This window comes from Bradyrhizobium sp. CCGUVB14 (assembly GCF_024199935.1).
Taxonomy (GTDB): Bacteria; Pseudomonadota; Alphaproteobacteria; order Rhizobiales; family Xanthobacteraceae; genus Bradyrhizobium.
This window is the reverse complement of the sequence record NZ_JANADS010000001.1, coordinates 6,469,762-6,488,120: the sequence shown is the minus strand read 5'-3', so window position 1 is coordinate 6,488,120 and position 18,359 is coordinate 6,469,762. Positions and strand designations below refer to the sequence as shown.

The 18,359-nt window shown below is 64.8% G+C and carries 21 protein-coding genes; 17 read left to right on the top strand and 4 right to left on the bottom strand.

Annotated elements, in window-relative coordinates; translation table 11 throughout:
• Window positions 1-130: 130 nt before the first annotated feature.
• The 8 genes from NLM32_RS30500 to NLM32_RS30465 all read left to right on the top strand — a co-directional run bounded on the left by NLM32_RS30500 (window position 131) and on the right by NLM32_RS30465 (window position 6,968).
• Window positions 131-616 carry a (2Fe-2S)-binding protein gene (locus NLM32_RS30500; RefSeq protein WP_057748873.1) on the top strand — a complete coding sequence of 162 codons (486 nt, stop codon included), beginning with the start codon at window positions 131-133 and terminating at the stop codon, window positions 614-616.
• 30 nt (window positions 617-646) lie between these two features.
• Window positions 647-1,453, top strand: a complete 807-nt coding sequence (locus NLM32_RS30495) for a xanthine dehydrogenase family protein subunit M (RefSeq protein ID WP_254132452.1) — start codon at window positions 647-649, stop codon at window positions 1,451-1,453.
• Window positions 1,454-1,515: 62 nt separating this feature from the next.
• Window positions 1,516-2,424 carry a MoxR family ATPase gene (locus NLM32_RS30490; protein ID WP_254132451.1) on the top strand — a complete coding sequence of 303 codons (909 nt, stop codon included), beginning with the start codon at window positions 1,516-1,518 and terminating at the stop codon, window positions 2,422-2,424.
• A 65-nt stretch (window positions 2,425-2,489) separates the two neighbouring features.
• On the top strand, window positions 2,490-3,692 hold the full coding sequence (locus tag NLM32_RS30485; RefSeq protein ID WP_254132450.1) for a VWA domain-containing protein: 1,203 nt from the start codon (window positions 2,490-2,492) through the stop codon (window positions 3,690-3,692).
• 12 nt (window positions 3,693-3,704) lie between these two features.
• Window positions 3,705-4,028 (top strand): XdhC family protein, encoded by a 324-nt coding sequence (locus NLM32_RS30480; RefSeq protein WP_008564652.1) that lies wholly within the window; start codon window positions 3,705-3,707, stop codon window positions 4,026-4,028.
• Window positions 4,029-4,030: 2 nt separating this feature from the next.
• Window positions 4,031-4,732 (top strand): XdhC family protein, encoded by a 702-nt coding sequence (locus NLM32_RS30475; RefSeq protein WP_254132449.1) that lies wholly within the window; start codon window positions 4,031-4,033, stop codon window positions 4,730-4,732.
• The gene (locus tag NLM32_RS30470) at window positions 4,729-6,333 is read left to right on the top strand and encodes an NTP transferase domain-containing protein (protein WP_254132448.1); all 1,605 of its coding nucleotides are present in this window, start codon (window positions 4,729-4,731) and stop codon (window positions 6,331-6,333) included. Before NLM32_RS30475 ends, NLM32_RS30470 begins: the two co-directional genes overlap by 4 nt.
• Window positions 6,334-6,578: 245 nt before the next feature.
• On the top strand, window positions 6,579-6,968 hold the full coding sequence (locus NLM32_RS30465; protein WP_254132447.1) for a DUF4189 domain-containing protein: 390 nt from the start codon (window positions 6,579-6,581) through the stop codon (window positions 6,966-6,968).
• 38 nt (window positions 6,969-7,006) lie between these two features.
• Here the strand turns inward: NLM32_RS30465 and NLM32_RS30460 are convergent, their stop codons facing one another.
• Window positions 7,007-8,839, bottom strand: a complete 1,833-nt coding sequence (locus tag NLM32_RS30460; RefSeq protein WP_254132446.1) for a CYTH and CHAD domain-containing protein — start codon at window positions 8,837-8,839, stop codon at window positions 7,007-7,009.
• Between the two features lie 200 nt (window positions 8,840-9,039).
• On the opposite strand from NLM32_RS30460, the gene NLM32_RS30455 reads away from it, so the two are divergent.
• Complete coding sequence (locus tag NLM32_RS30455) at window positions 9,040-9,450, top strand: DUF2000 family protein (RefSeq protein ID WP_254132445.1); 411 nt, start codon at window positions 9,040-9,042, stop codon at window positions 9,448-9,450.
• A gap of 172 nt (window positions 9,451-9,622) precedes the next feature.
• Here NLM32_RS30455 and NLM32_RS30450 read toward each other — a convergent pair whose 3' ends face one another.
• From NLM32_RS30450 to NLM32_RS30440, 3 genes are read right to left on the bottom strand one after another with little or no spacing between them, the layout of a single operon-like run.
• Window positions 9,623-10,036: a GFA family protein gene (locus NLM32_RS30450; RefSeq protein ID WP_254132444.1), complete on the bottom strand. Its 414-nt coding sequence runs from the start codon at window positions 10,034-10,036 to the stop codon at window positions 9,623-9,625.
• A gap of 30 nt (window positions 10,037-10,066) precedes the next feature.
• Window positions 10,067-10,525 carry an SRPBCC domain-containing protein gene (locus tag NLM32_RS30445; protein ID WP_254132443.1) on the bottom strand — a complete coding sequence of 153 codons (459 nt, stop codon included), beginning with the start codon at window positions 10,523-10,525 and terminating at the stop codon, window positions 10,067-10,069.
• Complete coding sequence (locus tag NLM32_RS30440) at window positions 10,522-10,857, bottom strand: helix-turn-helix transcriptional regulator (RefSeq protein WP_254132442.1); 336 nt, start codon at window positions 10,855-10,857, stop codon at window positions 10,522-10,524. Before NLM32_RS30440 ends, NLM32_RS30445 begins: the two co-directional genes overlap by 4 nt.
• A gap of 106 nt (window positions 10,858-10,963) precedes the next feature.
• On the opposite strand from NLM32_RS30440, the gene NLM32_RS30435 reads away from it, so the two are divergent.
• The 8 genes from NLM32_RS30435 to NLM32_RS30400 all read left to right on the top strand — a co-directional run bounded on the left by NLM32_RS30435 (window position 10,964) and on the right by NLM32_RS30400 (window position 18,342).
• A complete protein-coding gene (locus NLM32_RS30435) occupies window positions 10,964-11,650 on the top strand; it encodes a TetR/AcrR family transcriptional regulator (RefSeq protein ID WP_254132441.1) in 687 nt (228 codons plus the stop codon).
• Window positions 11,647-12,435 carry an HlyD family secretion protein gene (locus NLM32_RS30430; RefSeq protein ID WP_254132440.1) on the top strand — a complete coding sequence of 263 codons (789 nt, stop codon included), beginning with the start codon at window positions 11,647-11,649 and terminating at the stop codon, window positions 12,433-12,435. Before NLM32_RS30435 ends, NLM32_RS30430 begins: the two co-directional genes overlap by 4 nt.
• A complete protein-coding gene (locus NLM32_RS30425) occupies window positions 12,432-13,367 on the top strand; it encodes an ABC transporter ATP-binding protein (RefSeq protein ID WP_254132439.1) in 936 nt (311 codons plus the stop codon). The genes NLM32_RS30430 and NLM32_RS30425 overlap by 4 nt, the downstream gene beginning before the upstream one ends.
• Before the next feature lie 5 nt (window positions 13,368-13,372).
• Window positions 13,373-14,536, top strand: a complete 1,164-nt coding sequence (locus NLM32_RS30420) for an ABC transporter permease (protein ID WP_254132438.1) — start codon at window positions 13,373-13,375, stop codon at window positions 14,534-14,536.
• A 30-nt stretch (window positions 14,537-14,566) separates the two neighbouring features.
• Entirely contained in the window at window positions 14,567-15,874 is a 1,308-nt protein-coding gene (locus NLM32_RS30415; protein ID WP_254132437.1) for an adenylate/guanylate cyclase domain-containing protein, read from the top strand.
• Window positions 15,875-15,988: 114 nt separating this feature from the next.
• Complete coding sequence (locus tag NLM32_RS30410) at window positions 15,989-16,186, top strand: hypothetical protein (RefSeq protein WP_254132436.1); 198 nt, start codon at window positions 15,989-15,991, stop codon at window positions 16,184-16,186.
• Window positions 16,187-16,315: 129 nt separating this feature from the next.
• Window positions 16,316-17,047, top strand: coding sequence for a GntR family transcriptional regulator (locus NLM32_RS30405; protein ID WP_254132435.1), 732 nt, complete (start codon window positions 16,316-16,318; stop codon window positions 17,045-17,047).
• A 50-nt stretch (window positions 17,048-17,097) separates the two neighbouring features.
• Window positions 17,098-18,342, top strand: coding sequence for an MFS transporter (locus NLM32_RS30400; protein WP_254132434.1), 1,245 nt, complete (start codon window positions 17,098-17,100; stop codon window positions 18,340-18,342).
• Window positions 18,343-18,359 lie beyond the last annotated feature (17 nt).

The window sequence follows — 18,359 nt, the reverse complement described above, 5'->3', positions numbered from 1 at the left end:
CCTTTTGGCATGGCGGCTTGCGTCCCGGGCGATGTTGCCCAAGGGGACAAGGGCCAATATGATGGGTTGGAATAATTATAAAAAAGAACCGCTTCGACGGGACCCGTCGGGGCGCTGATAGAGAGTGCTTATGGCAAAAATCTCCCTTATCGTGAACGGCAATCCTGTTACCGGCAATGTCGACCCGCGTACGCTTCTGGTGCAGTTCCTGCGCGAGAATCTGCGGCTGACGGGCACTCATGTCGGCTGCGACACCTCGCAGTGCGGCGCCTGCGTCGTGCATCTCGACGGCAAGGCCGTGAAGTCCTGCACCACGCTCGCCGTGATGGCCGACGGCCACGAGGTCAAGACCATCGAGGGGCTGGCCGCCGACGGCGCGCCGCTGCATCCGATGCAGGAGGCTTTCCGTGAGCACCATGGCCTGCAGTGCGGCTTCTGCACGCCCGGCATGATCATGACCGCGATCGACATCGTGCATCGCAAGGGCCACGAGCTCGACGACCATACGATCCGCGAGGAGCTGGAAGGCAATCTCTGCCGTTGCACCGGCTACCAGAACATCGTCGCCTCGATCGCCGCCGGCGCGAAGGCGATGGCGAAATCCGATCTCGCGTAACCGCGCGCCCTCCGCGATCAGGACACCCTCATGTACGAATTCAAATACCATCGCCCCGGGACCGTGCGGCAGGCTGCCAACCTCCTGGTGAAGAACGAAGACGCCAAGGTGATCGCCGGCGGTCACACGCTGATTCCGGTCATGAAGCAGCGGCTCGCAAGCCCGCCGCATCTGGTCGACCTCTCCCACATCGAGGGGCTGAACACGATCGAGATGAAGGGCCGTTCCCTGGTGATCGGCGCCACCGCCAAGCATGCCGAGGTCGCGAGCTCCGCCATCGTCGGCGAGGCGATCCCGGCACTGGCCAGTCTCGCCAGCCAGATCGGCGATCCCGCCGTGCGCCACAAGGGCACGATCGGCGGTTCGCTCGCCAACAACGATCCGACCGCGGATTATCCGGCCGCCGTGCTTGCACTCGGCGCGACTATCGTCACCAACAAGCGTCGCCTCAAGGCCGAGGAGTATTTCCAGGGCCTGTTCTCGACCGCGCTGGAAGCCGACGAGATCATCACCAAGGTGATGTTCCCGCTGCCGAAGAAGGCCGCCTACATCAAGTTCCGCAACCAGGCCTCGCGTTACGCCTTGGTCGGCGTGTTCGTGGCGCGGCGTCCGTCGGACGTGCGGGTTGCCGTCACCGGTGCCGGCTCGGACGGCGTGTTCCGCGTCGAGGCATTCGAGGAGGCGCTGAAGAAGCGGTTCTCCTCGAAGGTGCTCGATGGCATCGAGGTGCCGGTGGAAGGGCTGAACAGCGACATCCACGGCAGCGCCGAATACCGCGCGCATCTCATCGGCGTGCTGACACGGCGTGCGCTCGATGCCGCCAATGCCAAGGAATGAGTGGGCCTCACGATCTGGCCCAATACTTGCCCTTGTGAGGGCGTAGCGAGACTGGCTCTTTCATGACTTCAGCGACCTTGCCGGCATCGGTCGATGCGATGCTCGAACTCTTGACCTCGCGCGGCTACCTTGCCGAGCGGTCGCTGGCGACGGTGGCGTATCTTTCGCTGCGTATGGGACGGCCGCTGTTTCTCGAAGGCGAGGCCGGCGTCGGCAAGACCGAGATCGCGAAGGTGCTGTCCGCGGCGCTGGGGCGGAAGCTGATCCGCCTGCAGTGCTACGAAGGCCTCGACGTCTCCTCCGCGGTCTATGAGTGGAACAGCGCCGCGCAGATGATCGCGATCCGGATGGCGGAAGCCGCCGGCGATACCGACCGCGAGCAACTCTCGAGCGACATCTTCGCCGACCGCTACATGATCAAGCGGCCGCTGCTGCAGGCGCTGGAGCCCGACGTGGCCGGTCCGCCGGTGCTGCTGATCGACGAGCTCGACCGCGCCGACGAAGCATTCGAGGCGTACCTTCTCGAGATCCTCAGCGACTTCCAGGTGACCATCCCCGAGTTCGGCACCGTGAAGGCGCCGCACCCGCCGATCGTCATCATCACCTCCAACCGCACCCGCGAGATCCACGACGCGCTGAAGCGGCGCTGTCTCTATCACTGGGTCGACTATCCCGCCGCCGAGCGCGAGCTCGCGATCGTCAAGTCGCGTGTGCCCGGCATCTCGGCAAAGCTGTCGCAGCAGGTCGTGCGCTTCGTGCAGGCGCTGCGCAACCAGGACTTCTACAAATCGCCTGGTGTCGCCGAGACCATCGACTGGGCCACCGCGCTGTCGGAGCTCGACGCCCGCTCACTGACCCCGCAGGTGGTCGGCGACACGCTGGGCGCGCTGCTCAAATATCAGGACGACATCACGCGGATGCAGGGCGATACCTTGCAGAAGGCGCTCAAGGACGCGACGAGCGAGAGCTGATCTCGCGCCAAGACTGAACTCTTCAACCGGCGCGTCGCGACGGGGATGAGTGAGAGTGCTGAACCATGGCCATCAACCACCTCGCGCCTGAAAAGACCGAGCAGTTCGCCGACAATATCGTCGGCTTTGCGCGTGCGCTGCGCGCGACCGGCATGCCGGTTGGTCCGGGCGCGGTGATCGATGCCATGAATGCGCTGCAGGTGATCGACATCGGCAGCCGCGCCGACGTCTTCACCACGCTGGAGGCGATCTTCGTCAAGCGGCATGAGCATGCGCTGATCTTCAAGCAGGCCTTCAACCTGTTCTTCCGCGCCTCGGAAGAGTGGAAGCACATGCTGGATTCGGTGCCGTTGCCGGATGGCGCCAAGAAGAAGCCGCCGGCCGCCTCGCGTCGCGTCCAGGAAGCGATGTCGCAGCCGCGGATGACGGAGACGCCGCAGCACCAGGAGCAGGATCTGCGCCTGTCGGTCTCCGACAAGGAAATCCTTCAGAAGAAGGATTTTGCGCAGATGAGCGCGGCCGAGATCGCCGAGGCGCTCCGTGCCATCGAGATGATGCGGCTGCCGCAGGCGGAGCTCTTGACGCGCCGGCACCAGCCCGATCCGCGCGGCCTGCGGCTCGACATGCGTCGCACCCTGCGCGCGTCCTTGCGCACCGGCGGCGACATCATCGACATCCATCGCCTGGGGCGGATCGAGAAGCCGGCCCCGATCGTGGCGCTGCTCGATATCTCCGGCTCGATGAGCGAGTACACCCGTCTGTTCCTGCATTTCCTCCATGCCATCGGGGACGCGCGCAAGCGCGTCTCGGTGTTCCTGTTCGGCACGCGGCTCACTAATGTGACACGCGCGTTACGCCAGCGCGATCCCGACGAGGCGCTGGCGAGCTGCTCGGCCGCGGTCGAGGACTGGGCCGGCGGCACGCGGATTGCGACCTCGCTGCACAACTTCAACAAATTGTGGGCGCGGCGCGTGCTGAGCCAGGGCGCCATCGTGCTCTTGATTTCCGACGGGCTGGAGCGGGAGGCCGATTCCAAGCTCGCCTTCGAGATGGACCGGCTACACCGCTCCTGCCGGCGGCTGATCTGGCTCAACCCGCTCCTGCGGTTCGGCGGCTTCGAGGCCAAGGCCCAGGGCATCAAAATGATGCTCCCGCACGTTGACGAATTTCGTCCGGTGCATAATTTGAGCTCTATCCAGGAGCTGATCACCACGCTGTCCCGGCCGCTGCCGCCGCATCACCGCAGCCTGATCCGCCCCGCAGCCTAAGAGGCAAAGCCCATGCTCGATCGCGACGAGGATATTCTGAAGGCGGCGGAGGACTGGCAGAAGGCCGGCCGTGGCGTCGCGCTGGCAACCGTCGTCGAGACCTGGGGCTCGGCCCCGCGCCCGGCGGGATCGAGCCTCGTCATCAACGACGAAGGCACGTTTCTCGGTTCGGTCTCCGGCGGCTGCGTCGAGGGCGCCGTGGTCACCGAGGCCATGGACGTGATCGAGAGCGGCAAGCCCAAGATGCTCGAGTTCGGCGTCGCCGACGAGACAGCCTGGAACGTCGGTCTGTCCTGCGGCGGCACCATCCGCGTCTTCGTCGAGAAGGTCGGCTAGCCGTGAAGCTCGCGATTTTGCACGAACTCAACGCCGAGCGCGCCGCGCGCCGGCCCGTGATTTTGGTGACCGATACCGAGAGCGGCGAGCAGCGGCTGGTGAAGGCGGCGGATTTCGCCAAAGATCCGCTCCGCGCCGAGCTCGACAAGCAGCTTCGCATGGGCAAGAGCGCCAATGTCGAGGCCGGCGGCAAAAAGCTGTTCTTCAACGTCTACGCGCCGACCGCAAAGCTCGTCATCATCGGTGCGGTCCATATCAGCCAGGCCCTGGCGCCGCTGGCGCGCTCGCTCGGCTACGACGTCACAGTCGTCGATCCGCGCACGGCGTTTGCGAGCCCCGAACGATTCCCCGATATTCCGCTGGTCGCGGAGTGGCCGGACACGGCGCTGCCGCCGCTCAATGTCGATGCCTACACCGCCTTCGTTGCGGTGACGCACGATCCGAAGATCGACGATCCCGCGCTGCTGCATGCCTTCGAGCGTAACTGCTTCTATATCGGCGCGCTCGGCTCGCGGAAGACGCACGCCAAGCGCGGCGACCGGCTGCGAGCCCAGGGCGCCAAGGACACCGATATCGCGCGCATCCACGCGCCGATCGGGCTTGCAATCGGCGCAGTCTCGCCGTCCGAGATCGCGGTGTCGATCATGGCCGAGATCACGGCGGTGCTGCGGCTACCACCAAAAGAAAAAGAAGAAGCGGCATGAAGTTCGGCCCGGCGAGCCCCAAGGATGCGATCGGCGGGGTGACCGTCCACACCCTGCGTCAGGGTCCGCTGGTGCTGAAGAAAGGCACGACCATCGGGCCTGCCGAGGTCGAGGCGCTGACGCGCGCCGGCATCAAGGATGTCGTCGTGGTGCGGATGGAGGAGGGCGACGTCTCCGAAGACGTCGCGGCCGCCAGCATCGCGCTTGCGATCGGCGGCGAGGGGATTCACGTCGAGCGCGCCTTTACCGGCCGCGCCAACCTGTTTGCCGCGCGTCCCGGCCTGCTGGTGATCGACCGCGCCGCGGTCGACCGCATCAACAACATCGACGAGGCCATCACCTTCGCCACGCTCGCCGCCTACAAGCCGGTGGTCGAAGGCGAGATGGTCGGCACCGTCAAGATCATTCCGTTCGGCGTTGAAGGAAATCTGCGCGACGCCGCGGTGAAGGCCGCAGGCCACGACGTGCTGAAAATCGCGCCCTACGTCGTCAAGCGCGTCGGCGTGGTCTCGACGCTGCTACCGGGTCTGTCCTCCAAAGTGGTCGACAAGACGCTGCGCGTCACCGCCGAGCGCCTCGCGCCGGCGGGCGCCAGCATCATTGCCGAGCGTCGCGTGCAGCATGACGAGCGCGCGCTGTCGGCGGCGATCAAGGAATTGCTGGCGCTTGGCGCCGAGCTCGTGATCGTGTTCGGCGCATCGGCGATTGCCGACCGCCGCGATGTGATCCCGGCCGCGGTCACCGAGATCGGCGGCGAGATCGAGCATTTCGGCATGCCGGTCGATCCTGGCAATCTGCTACTGATCGCGCGTGCCGGCAGCGTGCCGGTGCTGGGCGCGCCGGGCTGCGCACGTTCGCCGGTCGAGAACGGTTTTGACTGGGTGCTGATGCGGCTCCTGGCCGGCATCAAGGTGACGCGCTCCGAGCTGATGGGCATGGGCGTCGGCGGCCTCCTGATGGAGATCGTGACGCGGCCGCAGCCGCGCGCCAAGCCGGAGATCGAGGGCAACAGCCAGGTCGCCGCCATCGTGCTCGCAGCCGGGCGCTCCACCCGCATGGGTGGGCCGAACAAGCTCTTGGCCGAGCTCGACGGCAAGAAGCTGGTGAGGATCGCGACCGAGCAGGCGCTGGCGTCGAAAGCGTCCGAGGTGATCGTCGTCACCGGCCATCAGACCGAGCTGGTCGAGCAGGCGCTGAAGGGCCTGAAGGTGCGTTTCGTCAAGAATCCGGATTTCGCCGGCGGCATCGCGAGCTCGGTCAAGGCCGGCATCGCGGCCGTGTCTGAAACGAGCGACGGCGCCGTGGTTTGCCTGGGCGACATGCCGCTGATCGACGCCGGCCTGATCGACCGTCTCATCGACGGGTTTGCGCCGGACCGCGGCAATCTCATCGTTGTGCCGGTAGCCGACGGCCGCCGCGGCAATCCCGTGCTGTGGTCGCGCCGCTTCTTCAAGGAGTTGATGACGCTCGATGGCGACGTCGGTGCGCGGCACCTGATCGCCAGGCACACCGAAGCGGTCGCCGAAGTGCCAGTCGACGGTGAGGGCGCTTTTCTCGATATCGACACACCGCAGGCGCTGGAAGCCGCAAGACGCGGATAAAGCTGCCGTAGGGTGGGCAAAGGCGCGCAGCGCCGTGCCCACGATCTCACCATGCGGTGAGCGATGGTGGGCACGCTTCCGCCTTCGCTCTTCGAACCACGGCGGACAAGTCGCTTTGGCCACCCTGCGGCGCTGTTTCCGCAGCGACACATTCCAGATCACCAATTTCAACCCCTCGTTCACCATCTGGAAACGGTCCCCCGCTTAGAGTCCTCTCCACCTGCCTTGGGGGTGAGGGGCTTTCCATGATTTCGAACGTCGTCGCGCGCCGCTGCGCGATGTTTTTCTTTGCGCTGTCGGTTTGTGTCGCCGGCGCCCGTCATATCACCGAAGCTCATGCGGCCGGCGCGTTTGCCGTCGGCAAGTGCGGCGCCTATGGCCAGGCCTATGATTTTGGTGCCGAGCACGAAGCGCGTGTCGCGGCACAAAAGCAGTGCAAGGGCGACTGCACGACCGTGACGATGAAGCGCGCCTGTGCGGCGATGTCGGTCGACATGACCAATCCCTGCGGCGCCTATGGCTATGCCGTGAAGCCGAAGATCTCGGCCACGCTCAATGCCGCCACGCGCGAATGCTACAAATATGGCGGCAAGGAATGCGTGATCCGCGCCTGGGCCTGCGACGCCAAAGGCTGATCGAGGGTTGATCCAAGGCTAGCGCAGCGATTCCAAGCCTAGCGCAACCATCCCGCGTTGGTCTGCACCAGTTTTGCCGGCTGCTCCTGCGCATCCACCGACCAAGGCACCTTGCCCCCGGTGAATTCCGACCAGGCCTTCAAGAGGCGCGCTTCGATGCCGACCATGGCATGGGCCTGCCAGCCGGCGATCGCCGCGGCGGCCACGCCGCTGCCGGTCGAGCCCGCGCCGACATCCGCAAGCAGTGACGTCGTCGTCGCCATGTCGTTGTAGATACCGAGCTCCTGCTGGAGGTCGGCGAGCCTGCGCGAGAAGCGCCGCGCCGATTTGCGGTGCTCGCAGAGCGGGAGCAGGAAGTCGGCGACATAGCGCAGCTTCTTCGCGGCGAGACGGACGCGGTGCCGCTGCTCGGTCGGCAGCGATTTGAAGCGACGGCCGCGCTTCAGCACCTTTGCATGCTGAGCAGCGAGGATGTTGCGTGCAAAATTGATCGCGGGCTCTGCGAGTTGCGCCAGACCTTCGGGAGCGACCTCGCTGCGCCAGCCGCGCGCTTCGATCCAGGCGCCGAGCCCGATCACGAAATACTGGCAGCGCCGGTCGGCGAGGGCGAGGCGGGCCTCCTCGTAGCAGGTCGCGCGACGTTCGTCGGCGAGTGCGCCCAGCGTGTCGAAGCCGGCGACAGACGGACAGCCATCCGCGACGGTCCGCAACGTCTCCTGTCGAAACACGTCCCAGTCACGTGCGCCGGAGAGACTTGCCGCGAGCCACTTCGCCTCGGCGCGCATCAGGTCGAGCTTGTTCAGCGACACCACTGATCGCATCAGATCGAGCGCGGATCGCAGGCGTCGCAACGCGACGCGAAGCTGATGCATCCCTTCGGGATCGCGCCCGTCCTCGGCAGCCGGCAACGACTGCAGCAAATGCAAAAGACAGGATCGCAGGATCTCGGAAAAGGCCTCATCGAGCGATGTGGAGGGATCGAGACGAAGCTTTGGCGGCTTCGGTGCCCGCGGCGGCGCATCGGCCGCGAGATCGAAGCCGCGCGCCGATTTGGTCCGGATCGAAGGCTTCACCGAACCGTGCTCGGCAAGCCGCAAAGCCAATTCCCAGATTGCGGACGGGCTACCGCTCTTGAGCTCCAGTTCGATCTCGCTGACCGGCAGCGAGCGATCACCGGATATCAAATGGCCCTGGTCGAAGGCGATCTCGACCGTGCCGGACGGCAGGTCCACCATGCGCTGATGCCGACGAATGTCGGTCGTGAAGACCGCTTCGAGCGGATGACGTTCGAGATCGGCGCGCAGCTTCTCCGGAATAAAGGGAAGCGCCAGCGCGATGTCGGGCGCAATGGAAGGCACGCTTGCCTCCCACTCGCCGCGCCGCAACGGATCGTTGGCCAATTCGGCTTTCACTGTCTGCGTGAAACGCGCGCCACTCTGACGGACTCGAAAGCTCAATCCGCTACGCTGGAGCGCATGCTTGGCCGTGTCGTAATAGATCGCCTTCAGGTGCTTGCGCGTGCCCTTGTTACGCGCATTCGTCGCGATGATGGGCGCAGCGTTGAACCCCGCCAGGCGGTCGGAAGCCACGAGGAGCTTGAGCTCGATTTCGGTCGCGCGCGGCACGTCATCGCGAGACGGCGGGAGTTCCGGCGCTGTCGTCTCCGCACGCGCGTCATCAGCGGAGAACCCGGCCTGCAAAGACTCTTGCGAAGATGCATCGTCGGGGAACGCGGAGCCGGGCGCCTCACCAGCGGGAGGAACAACAAAATCGTTAGATTTCTTCCCATCCTCAGGGATCGGATGGCCGTTGGCCTTCGCAAGCCGTTGTACGGGGTCGAGGGCTCGCTTGATGGCGCCGGTTTCGGACATACACGCTTTATGACAGTTCGGTGACAGAGCGCTGACATATACCCGACTTGACTCGCGGGGAGAAGCGCGAGCCGTCGCATCTCCATTGAAATTTCCGAGCTGTGATCGATGGGTCAATCCGGGTTACGTTCATGTCCGCCGTCATTCGCGCGGGGAATCTTCTTTCTTTCCCGACGCTTGGACGTGTGTTGGGAGAAATCATGCAGTTCGACACCAAGATCGCCGTTGTCATCCGCAACGATCTCCAGGCCTGGCAGAAGCTCAATGTCGCATCGTTCCTGACGAGCGGCGTCGCGGCCGCCTTTCCGGAGTGCATCGGCGACACCTATGAGGACGCCTCGGCTACGAAATATCTTGCGCTGATCGGCCAGCCGATCCTGATTTATGGTGCCGATGGTCCGGCATTGTCGCGTGCACTCGATCGTGCACTCACGCGCAGCGTCACGCCCGCGGTCTATACCGAGGACATGTTCAAGACCACGCATGATGCCGCCAATCGCGAGGCGGTGAAAACCGTTGCGCGTACCGATCTCAATCTCGTCGGCATTGCGATGCGCGCCGATCGCAAAGTGATCGACAAGATCGTCGACGGGTTGAAGTTCCATAGCTGAAAAGGTGCTGGTTGTTTTCACCTCTCCCGCTCGCGGGAGAGGTCGGCGCGTCCTAGGCGATGCGAAGCATCGTCCCGCGCGCTGGGTGAGGGTTCTTTCCGCTTGGGGATTGTCCCGTTGCGGAGATACCCTCTCCCCAACACTCTCCCGCAAGCGGGAGAGGGAGCGCACCTCAGCTCGGCGGCATCGTCTCGAACTTGGTCAGGCCAGCATCGAGATGGTCCCAGTCATACGCACGCGCCGCGTAGGTCACCACGTGCGGCTTGTAGCGGGCGGGTTCGTCGAGGCTCGCGGCACGGATCGTGAAGATGTCGGGCATGGCCTTGAAGGTCATGTAGACGGCCACGCCGCACGCGGGGCAGAAGGCTCGCGTCTTCACATTGCCGCTGTCGCCGGTTATGTCCCATTTTTTGGCGTCGCCTGTCACCGTGACGCCTTCGCGCGCGAAGGTGGCGTAGGAGCCATGTCCGGTGCCGCTTTCACGCTGGCAGTCCCGGCACTGGCAATGGTTGGCGAACAGGGGCTCGCCGGCGATCGAATAGCGGATCGCACCGCAGGCGCAGCCGCCGGTGTAGGGCTTGTCCATCGTGATCACTCCTCGACTGTCTCGTTACTTTTATTCGCCGCTGATCTCGTCGAGCTGCCGGACGACCTTCTTCCAGCCGCCGCTCATGATGGTGTAGGCACTCTCGTTCCGGGGCAGCACGAAGCCCGCATGCACCAGTTGAATCCGCGTGCCGGCTTCGACCGGGGTGAGGGACCACGTCACGACAGTGTCGAGCGGCGCGCCGTAACCGATGTTGCGCGCGTCGCCGCCCTGCCAGGCATAGGCGAGGCGCCGGTTCGGTATGACCTCCAGAACGCGGCAATGGATGACGCCGTCCCAGTTGCCGCCAGGCTTGGTCTGGTAAGTGAAGACATTGCCGACGACGGCTTCGAAACCGGTCGGTGGCATCAGCCAGCGCGCGATCAGCTGGGCGCTGGTCAGCGCCTTCCAGATCGTCTCGGGTGCGTGAGGGAAGACGTCGTCCAGAACGATGTCCTTGGTCTCGGCTTTCAACGCGGCTGCACTCACGGGTCGATCTCCTTCAAGAGGTCACGCAGGTTCTGGAAGCGCTCGCGCCAGAAGACGCCGTAATGATCCATCCAGGTCACCAGCGGCTCGAGGCCTTGCGGCGCGGCGCGGTAATAGACGTTGCGGCCTTCGGCGCGCTCGGCGACGAGGCCGGCCTGCTTCAACGATTTGAGGTGCTGCGAGATCGCGCCCTGCGTCACGCCGCTGCCGCGCGTGAGTTCGGCGACGCTGATCTCCTTGCTCTCGAACACGCGCTCGAACACAGCGCGGCGGGTCGGATCGGCGAGGGCGCGCATCACGACGGAGACAGGGCTTGGGGCGGCTTCGATCATGTCAATCAATTAGCGTTAGCTAATGCATTAGTCAATGCTAATTTGTTCGGCATCAGTGGCCGCGATCTCGATTGACTATGACTGACTAGTCAGTCATAAATAGGGAATGACAAAGAAGCCCACCAAAGCAGCTGCGGCCAAAGCAGCAAGTCCCCAGCCGGAAGCGGACGGGGAAGCCGCTGCTCCGGCATCGAGCCGCGCCACGCGCGCGGCCGAGCGGCGTGATGCGATCGTCGAGGCCGCCATGGAGGAGTTCATCGCGCGCGGCTTTGCCGCGACGCGGCTCGACGACATCGCCAAGCGCGCAGGCGTCGCGAAGGGCACGATCTACCTGCATTTCAAGGACAAGGAATCGATGTTCGAGGAGTTGGTGCGCACCGTGATCGTGCCGGTGGTGGCGCGGCTCAATGCGTTGCCGCCGCCGACGGGCTCGGTGCGCGATCTGATCGAAACCTTTGCCGGCAACTTTCTCAAAGAGGTGATCGGGACGAGGCGCGGCGATCTGGTCCGCCTCATCGTGGCCGAAGGGCCGCGCTTTCCATCGGTCGCCGACTTCTACTACCGCGAGGTCGTGTCGCGCGGGATCGCGGGCATGCGCGCGCTGATCGAGCTCGGCGTGGCCCGTGGCGAGATCCACCAGAAGAATCTCGCTCGCTATCCGCAGATCCTGATCGCGCCCGCGATGATCGCGGTGATCTGGCAGAGCCTGTTTGCGCGGCACGCGCCGCTCGATGCGCAGGACATGCTGCGCGTCCATCTCGATTTGATTTTTGGCGAACGGAGGACGACATGAGGTCGTCGCAAAGCATATTTGCAATCGCATTGGCCGCTGTGCTCGCAACCGGACTTGCCGGTTGCAATGAGAAGCGCGATCCCGGCTTCCAGGGCTGGGTCGAAGCTGACATGATCTATGTCAGTCCGGACGAAGCGGGCCGGGTCATCAAGCTGGACATCCGCGAAGGCGATGTCGTGAAGGTCGGCGATCCCCTGTATTCCGTCGACGACGATCTCCAGCTTGCCGATCTCAACCAGACCAAGGCGACGCTTGCCAACGCGCAGCAGGTGTTCGATCGCGCGGATTCCCTGCGCAAGACCGGCTCGGGCACGCAAGCCGCGCTCGATTCCGCCGTCTCCGACTTGCGGGTCGCGCAGGCGCGGGTGGTCACGTCAGAGACGCGGTTGGCGCGGCGCAAGGGTTTTGCGCCTGTCGCCGGGACCATCCAGCAGATCTATTTCCGCGAAGGCGAGATGGTCGCGGCGCAGCGGCCGGTGCTCTCGATCATGCCGCCCGGCAACATGAAGCTGCGCTTCTTCGTGCCGGAGGCGGAGTTGCCGAAATTGTCGATCGGCGACGAAGTGCGGGTCGCCTGCGACAATTGCGCGGCCGATCTCACCGCCAAGATCTATTTCATCGCGACCTCGGCTGAATACACGCCACCAGTGATCTACAGCCTGGAGGAGCGCAACAAGCTCGTCTACCTGATCCAGGCGAGGCCCTCGCGGCCCGATGCCTTGCGGGTGGGGCAGCCGATCGACGTCTATCTCCATCCCAAGACGCCGGTGGCGGACAAGCGATGAACGCCGGCAACGACATCGCGATCGACGTCAAGGGCCTGACCAAGTCGTTCGGCGGCCGCGAGGTCGTGCACGATCTGTCGATGCAGGTGAAGCGCGGCTCGATCTACGGCTTTCTCGGGCCGAACGGCTCGGGCAAGACCACGACCATCCGCATCCTCTGTGGCCTGCTCACACCCGACAGCGGCGAGGGCACCTGCCTCGGCTACGACATCCTGAAGGACGCCGACAAGATCAAGCGCCAGGTCGGCTACATGACCCAGCGCTTCAGCCTGTACCAGGACCTGTCCGTGCGCGAGAATCTCGAATTCGTCGCGCGGCTCTATGGCATCACCGACCCGCGCGGTGCGGCGCGCGACATGATCAAGCGGCTCGGGCTTTCGGGCCGCGAGGAGCAGCTCGCCGGCGAGCTCTCCGGCGGCTGGAAGCAGCGGCTGGCGTTAGGTGCCTGCACGCTGCCGAGCCCAAAGCTGCTCTTGCTCGACGAGCCGACGGCCGGCGTCGACCCGAAGGCGCGGCGCGATTTCTGGAACGAGATCCATGCGCTCGCGGCCGAAGGGCTCACCGTGCTGGTTTCGACCCATTACATGGACGAGGCCGAGCGCTGCCACGAGATCGCTTACATCGCCTACGGTCATCTGCTGACGCACGGCACGGTGGAGGAGGTGATCGCGGGATCCGCACTTTCGACCTACACCGTAACGGGCGAGGATTTGAACGACCTCACGGCCGCACTCACCGGCAAGCCCGGAATCGATATGGTCGCACCGTTCGGCACATCGCTGCATGTTTCCGGGCGCGACGTCGCAGCGCTCGAGGCCAGCATCGCGCCGTGGCGCGACAACAGCGGTCTGCACTGGCACAAATCGGCGCCCTCGCTGGAAGACGTGTTCATCGAGCTGATGGGCCGCTCCAAGGACAATTTTCAAGGATAGTTGCAATGAGCGCCGTCGATCATCCCGCGCCAGCGCACGAAATCCGGGAGCGGTTCGGCTTCTGGAAGCGCTCCTATGCGATGCTGGTCAAGGAGTTCATCCAGCTCAAGCGCGATCGCGTCTCGTTCGCGATGATCGTGATGCTGCCGGTGATGCAGCTCTTGCTGTTCGGCTATGCCATCAACACCACGCCGCACAATCTGCCGAGCGCGGTGCTGCTCCAGGAAGATTCCGATCTCGCCCGCTCGGTCCTGAAGGCGCTGGAGAATACCGCCTATTACCGCTTCATCTACGAGGTGCATGACGTCGACGAATTCGACAACCTCCTGAAATCCGGCAAGGTGCTGTTCGGCGTCGAGATCCCGCGCGGCTTCGAGCGCGCGGTGCGCCGCGGCGACAAGCCGGCGCTGCTGGTCGCGGCCGATGCCACCGATCCGGTCGCGGCGAGCGCCGCGCTCGGCTCGCTCGGCATGATCGTGCAGACTGCGCTGGCGCACGATCTCTACATCGGCGATCCCCCGGAAATGCCGTTCGAGATCCGCGCGCACGCCCGCTACAATCCGGCCGCGAATTCCAGCCTCAACATCGTGCCGGGCCTGGTCGGCACCATCCTCACCATGACCATGCTGATCTTCACCGCGCTCTCGGTGACGCGCGAGGTCGAGCGCGGCACGATGGAGAGCCTGCTGTCGATGCCGATCAAGCCGGTCGAGGTGATGTTCGGCAAGATCATCCCTTACGTGCTGGTCGGCTTTATCCAGGCCTTCCTGATCATCAGCATCGGTATCGGCCTGTTCGGCGTGCCGCTGCTCGGCAACGTCTTCCTGCTGGCGTTGCTGTCGACGCTCTTCATCGCCACGAATCTCTCGATCGGGTACACGATCTCGACCCTGGTGCAGAACCAGCTCCAGGCCATGCAGATGTCGATGATGTTCTTCCTGCCGAGCATCCTGCTGTCCGGCTTCATGTTCCCGTTCGCGGGCATGCCGAATTGGGCGCAATATGTCGGCGAATGCCTGCCGCTGACGCATTATTTGCGCATCGTCCGCGCCATCATGCTGAAGGGCGCCTCCATGCCTAACCTGCGTTTCGACGCGGCAGCGCTCGCCGTCCTGATGCTGGTCGCGATGACCATCGCCGTGACGCGCTTCCGCCGCACGCTGGATTGAGGCAGACTGCCCCGGAATCGAGGGGGTGAAATGGTCAGCCTGGTCAGCGGGAAAGTCCGGCAGAAAGCCGTCTTGTCGGAGGAGTTCGAGCGCGAGCTGACGCGCGAAGTGCTGCGCACCGAGCTGTTGCGGGTGAAGGCGTTGATCGCCACCGGCTGCGTCATGATGGTCATGCTCACGGCAACCTTCGTGATCGATCCTGCCATCTCGAACCGGATCTGGCGCGGGACCGAGGGCATGGTCCGCGAATATGTCCTCGTGGCGGGGTTTCTGCTGTTCGAGGTCTGGGTCCACAGCCAGATCAGGAGAAACATCAAGCTCGATCGCGACCTGCCGGTGGTCAGGCGCTATATCGGCGCCTTCATCGAGACGTCGCTGCCGACGCTCATCCTGATCCTCCAGATCCGCAGCATGGGCGCGAGCCAGGCGCTCGGCTTCGTGTTGCCTCTGGTCTATTTCATCTTCGTCATTCTTTCGACGCTGCGGCTCGATTTCTGGCTGTCCACCTTCACGGGATTTGTCGCCGCAGCCGAACTGTTGGCTGTTGCGCTGTACTACAATCCGGTGAGCGACGCCGGCGAGCCTCTGATCTACTTCCACACCGTGCGCAGTATGGTCATCCTGGTCTGCGGCGTGCTGGCGGGCTCCGTCGGCGCGCAATTGCGGCGGCAATTCGCCGCGAGCATCGCGGCGGCCACCGCGCGCGACCGGGTGACGAATCTGTTCGGCCAGCACGTCTCGCCGCAAGTGGTCGAGCGGCTGATGGCGGAGGGGACGAGCGCGGCGGGCGACCTCCGCTGCGTCGCCGTGATGTTCGTCGATTTCCGCGGCTTTACCGCGGGTGCGCAGTCGCGCACGCCGCAGGAGGTCGTCGACCGGCTCGACGGTGCCTTCGCGGTGCTGGTCGATATTCTCGACCGCCACGGCGGCATCGTGAACAAGTTTCTCGGCGACGGTTTTCTCGCGCTGTTCGGTGCGCCGCTGGAGGCATCCGATGCGGCCCATCGCGCGGTCGCCGCAGGCCGCGACATGCTGACCGCGATGGATCACATCAATGCGCAGACGAGCTGGCCGCTGCGTATCGGCATCGGCATCCATTTCGGCGAGGTCGTCGCCGGCAATATCGGCTCGCCCCGGCGCAAGGAATACACCGTGATCGGCGACACCGTGAACTTCGCCTCGCGGCTGGAAGCACTCAACAAGGAGTTCGGCTCGCAGCTCCTGATCTCAGCATCCGTGCGCGACGCGCTCGGCGACGATGGCGAGGATGCGGTCGCGCTCGGCGAGGTCACGGTTCGCGGTTACGAGCAGCCGGTCGCGGTGTTTCAGCTGGGGTGAGGGTACCGCTCGCGTTTCTTTGAAGGCGCGCGTTGAAATATCCGCGGCGCCATTCCGCTCTTGGACTTCAGGAAGCCGCAACCCGGCTTCCTGATATCACCTGGAGAGGAAACCATGACCCGATTGACCTTTGTCTCGGCTGCTCTGATCGCTGCTTCGGTCTATCAAATACAGGCCGCTGCGGCTCGTGACGTCGCCCCGATGCGGCGCGGCGCGGCCCATGCGACGGCGGACTGCGCGCGGGCTCCGGCGGAGGGTGCGTACGCGACTGCGCCGTACAAGGAGCCGCCCTGCATGCCGAAGACGAACTGACAATCGAAGCCAGGCGAGGCCGGGTGAGGCGACGTCAGCCAACCCGGCCTCGCGCCCGCGTGCCCCGATCTTCCTTCGGTATCCTGGTAGTTCTTGACTCCCCTCTCATCTAGTCATCTATATGACTAGATGAATTCAGCTCCGCGCGACGAACGCCTTCCCCGCTATCAGCTTCTGCGCGACGACCTCGCCGCGCGCATCAACCGCAATGAATGGCGGCCGGGCGAGCCGATTCCGTCGGAGGCCGAGCTTGGCGCCCATTACGGCGTCGCCATCGGCACCGTGCGCAAGGCGATCGACCAGCTCGTCGCGGACGCGGTGCTGGAGCGCCAGCAGGGCCGCGGCACGTTCGTGCGCCGCGCGCGCTTCAACTCCTCGCTGTTCCGCTTCTTCCGCTTCCAGTCCGAGAGCGGCGAGCGGCGCGTGCCGAAGAGCCGCATCATCCGGCGCAAGAGCGTGCCCGCGACATCGGCCGTCGCCTCGGCGCTGCGTATCCCGGTGGGCGAGCCGGTGATCAGCCTCTCGCGTCTGCGGCTGATCGACGATGTGCCGCTGCTGGCCGAGGAAATCTGGCTCCAGCAATCGCGTTTCGCAAAAATTCTCGAGATCGACACCGCCGAGTTCGGCGACCTCTTGTATCCGCTTTACGAGGAGCGCTGCGGCGAGGTCGTGGTCTCCGCCGAGGAAATCCTGACGGTCGAGACCTGCAACGAGATGCAGGCGCGATTGTTGCGGCTCGAGGCCCACGCGCCGCTGATCGTGATCGAACGCCTCGCGCTCGATCTGGAGCGACGGCCGATCGAATGGCGCCGTTCGCGCGGGCCGGCGGATCGCTTCCGCTACCACGCCGAGATCCGCTGACGCGGCTATTCAACGACATCAAGCAATAAACGAGTACAGGGGTAGGAAACATGTCGAACTGGTACAGTGAAAGCTCGCCGCTGGAGCGGCGCACGTTCTGGGCAAGCTTTGGCGGCTGGGCGCTGGATGCGCTCGACGTCCAGATGTTCGGCCTTGCCATCCCCGCGCTGATCGCGGCCTTCGGCATCAGCAAGGCCGATGCCGGCTTGCTCGGCTCGGTCACGTTGTTCTTCGGTGCGTTCGGCGGCTGGCTCGGCGGCGCGCTCGGCGACCGTTTCGGCCGGGTCAAGGCGCTCCAGATCACGGTTGCGACCTTTGCGCTGGCGACGTTCGCTTCAGCCTTTGCGATGAGCTACACCCAACTCCTGGTGCTCAAGGCGATCCAAGGCCTCGGTTTCGGCGCCGAATGGGCCTGCGGCGCGGTGCTGATGGCCGAGATCATCCGGCCCGAGCATCGCGGCAAGGCGCTTGGCACCGTGCAAAGCGCCTGGGCCGTCGGTTGGGGCGCGGCCGTGCTGCTATCGGCGCTGGTCTTCACCTATGCGCCGGCTGATATCGCCTGGCGCATCCTGTTTGCGATCGGACTGTTGCCGGCGCTGCTCATCATCTTCATCCGCCGCGGGCTGAAGGAGCCGCCGCGCGCCGTTGCCAAGGACGCAGAGATGCCGTTCCTTGCCACGCTTTCCGGCATCTTCCACCGTGACGTGCTGCGCTCGACCCTGGTCGGCGGCCTGTTCGGCATCGGTGCCCATGGCGGCTATGCCGCGTTGACGACCTTCCTGCCGACATATCTGCGCGAAGTGCGGCATTTGTCGGTGCTCGGCTCCAGCGGCTATCTCGCCGTCATCATCGTCGCCTTCTTCTGCGGCTGTGTCGCCAGCGGCATCATCAGCGACCGCATCGGGCGCCGGGCCAATGTCGCGTTGTTCGCCAGCGCCTGCATCGCAACCGTGCTGGTCTACATCTTTGCGCCGCTGACCAACGGCGAAATGCTGCTGCTCGGCTTTCCGCTCGGCTTCTTCTCGGCCGGCATTCCGGCCAGCATGGCGGCGCTGTTCAGCGAGCTCTATCCCGCGGGCGTGCGCGGCACCGGCGTCGGCTTCTGCTACAATTTCGGCCGCGTCGTCTCCGCCGCGTTTCCCTTCCTGGTCGGCTTTCTCGGCGATCGCATCGGTCTCGGGCCCGCGATCGGCATCGATGCGGCGTTTGCCTATACATTGGTGCTGATCGCGGTGCTGCTCCTGCCCGAGACCCGCGGCAAGGTGTTCGAGCAGGCCGTGGCGACGCGCGCCTGACGAAGTATGAGGAGCAG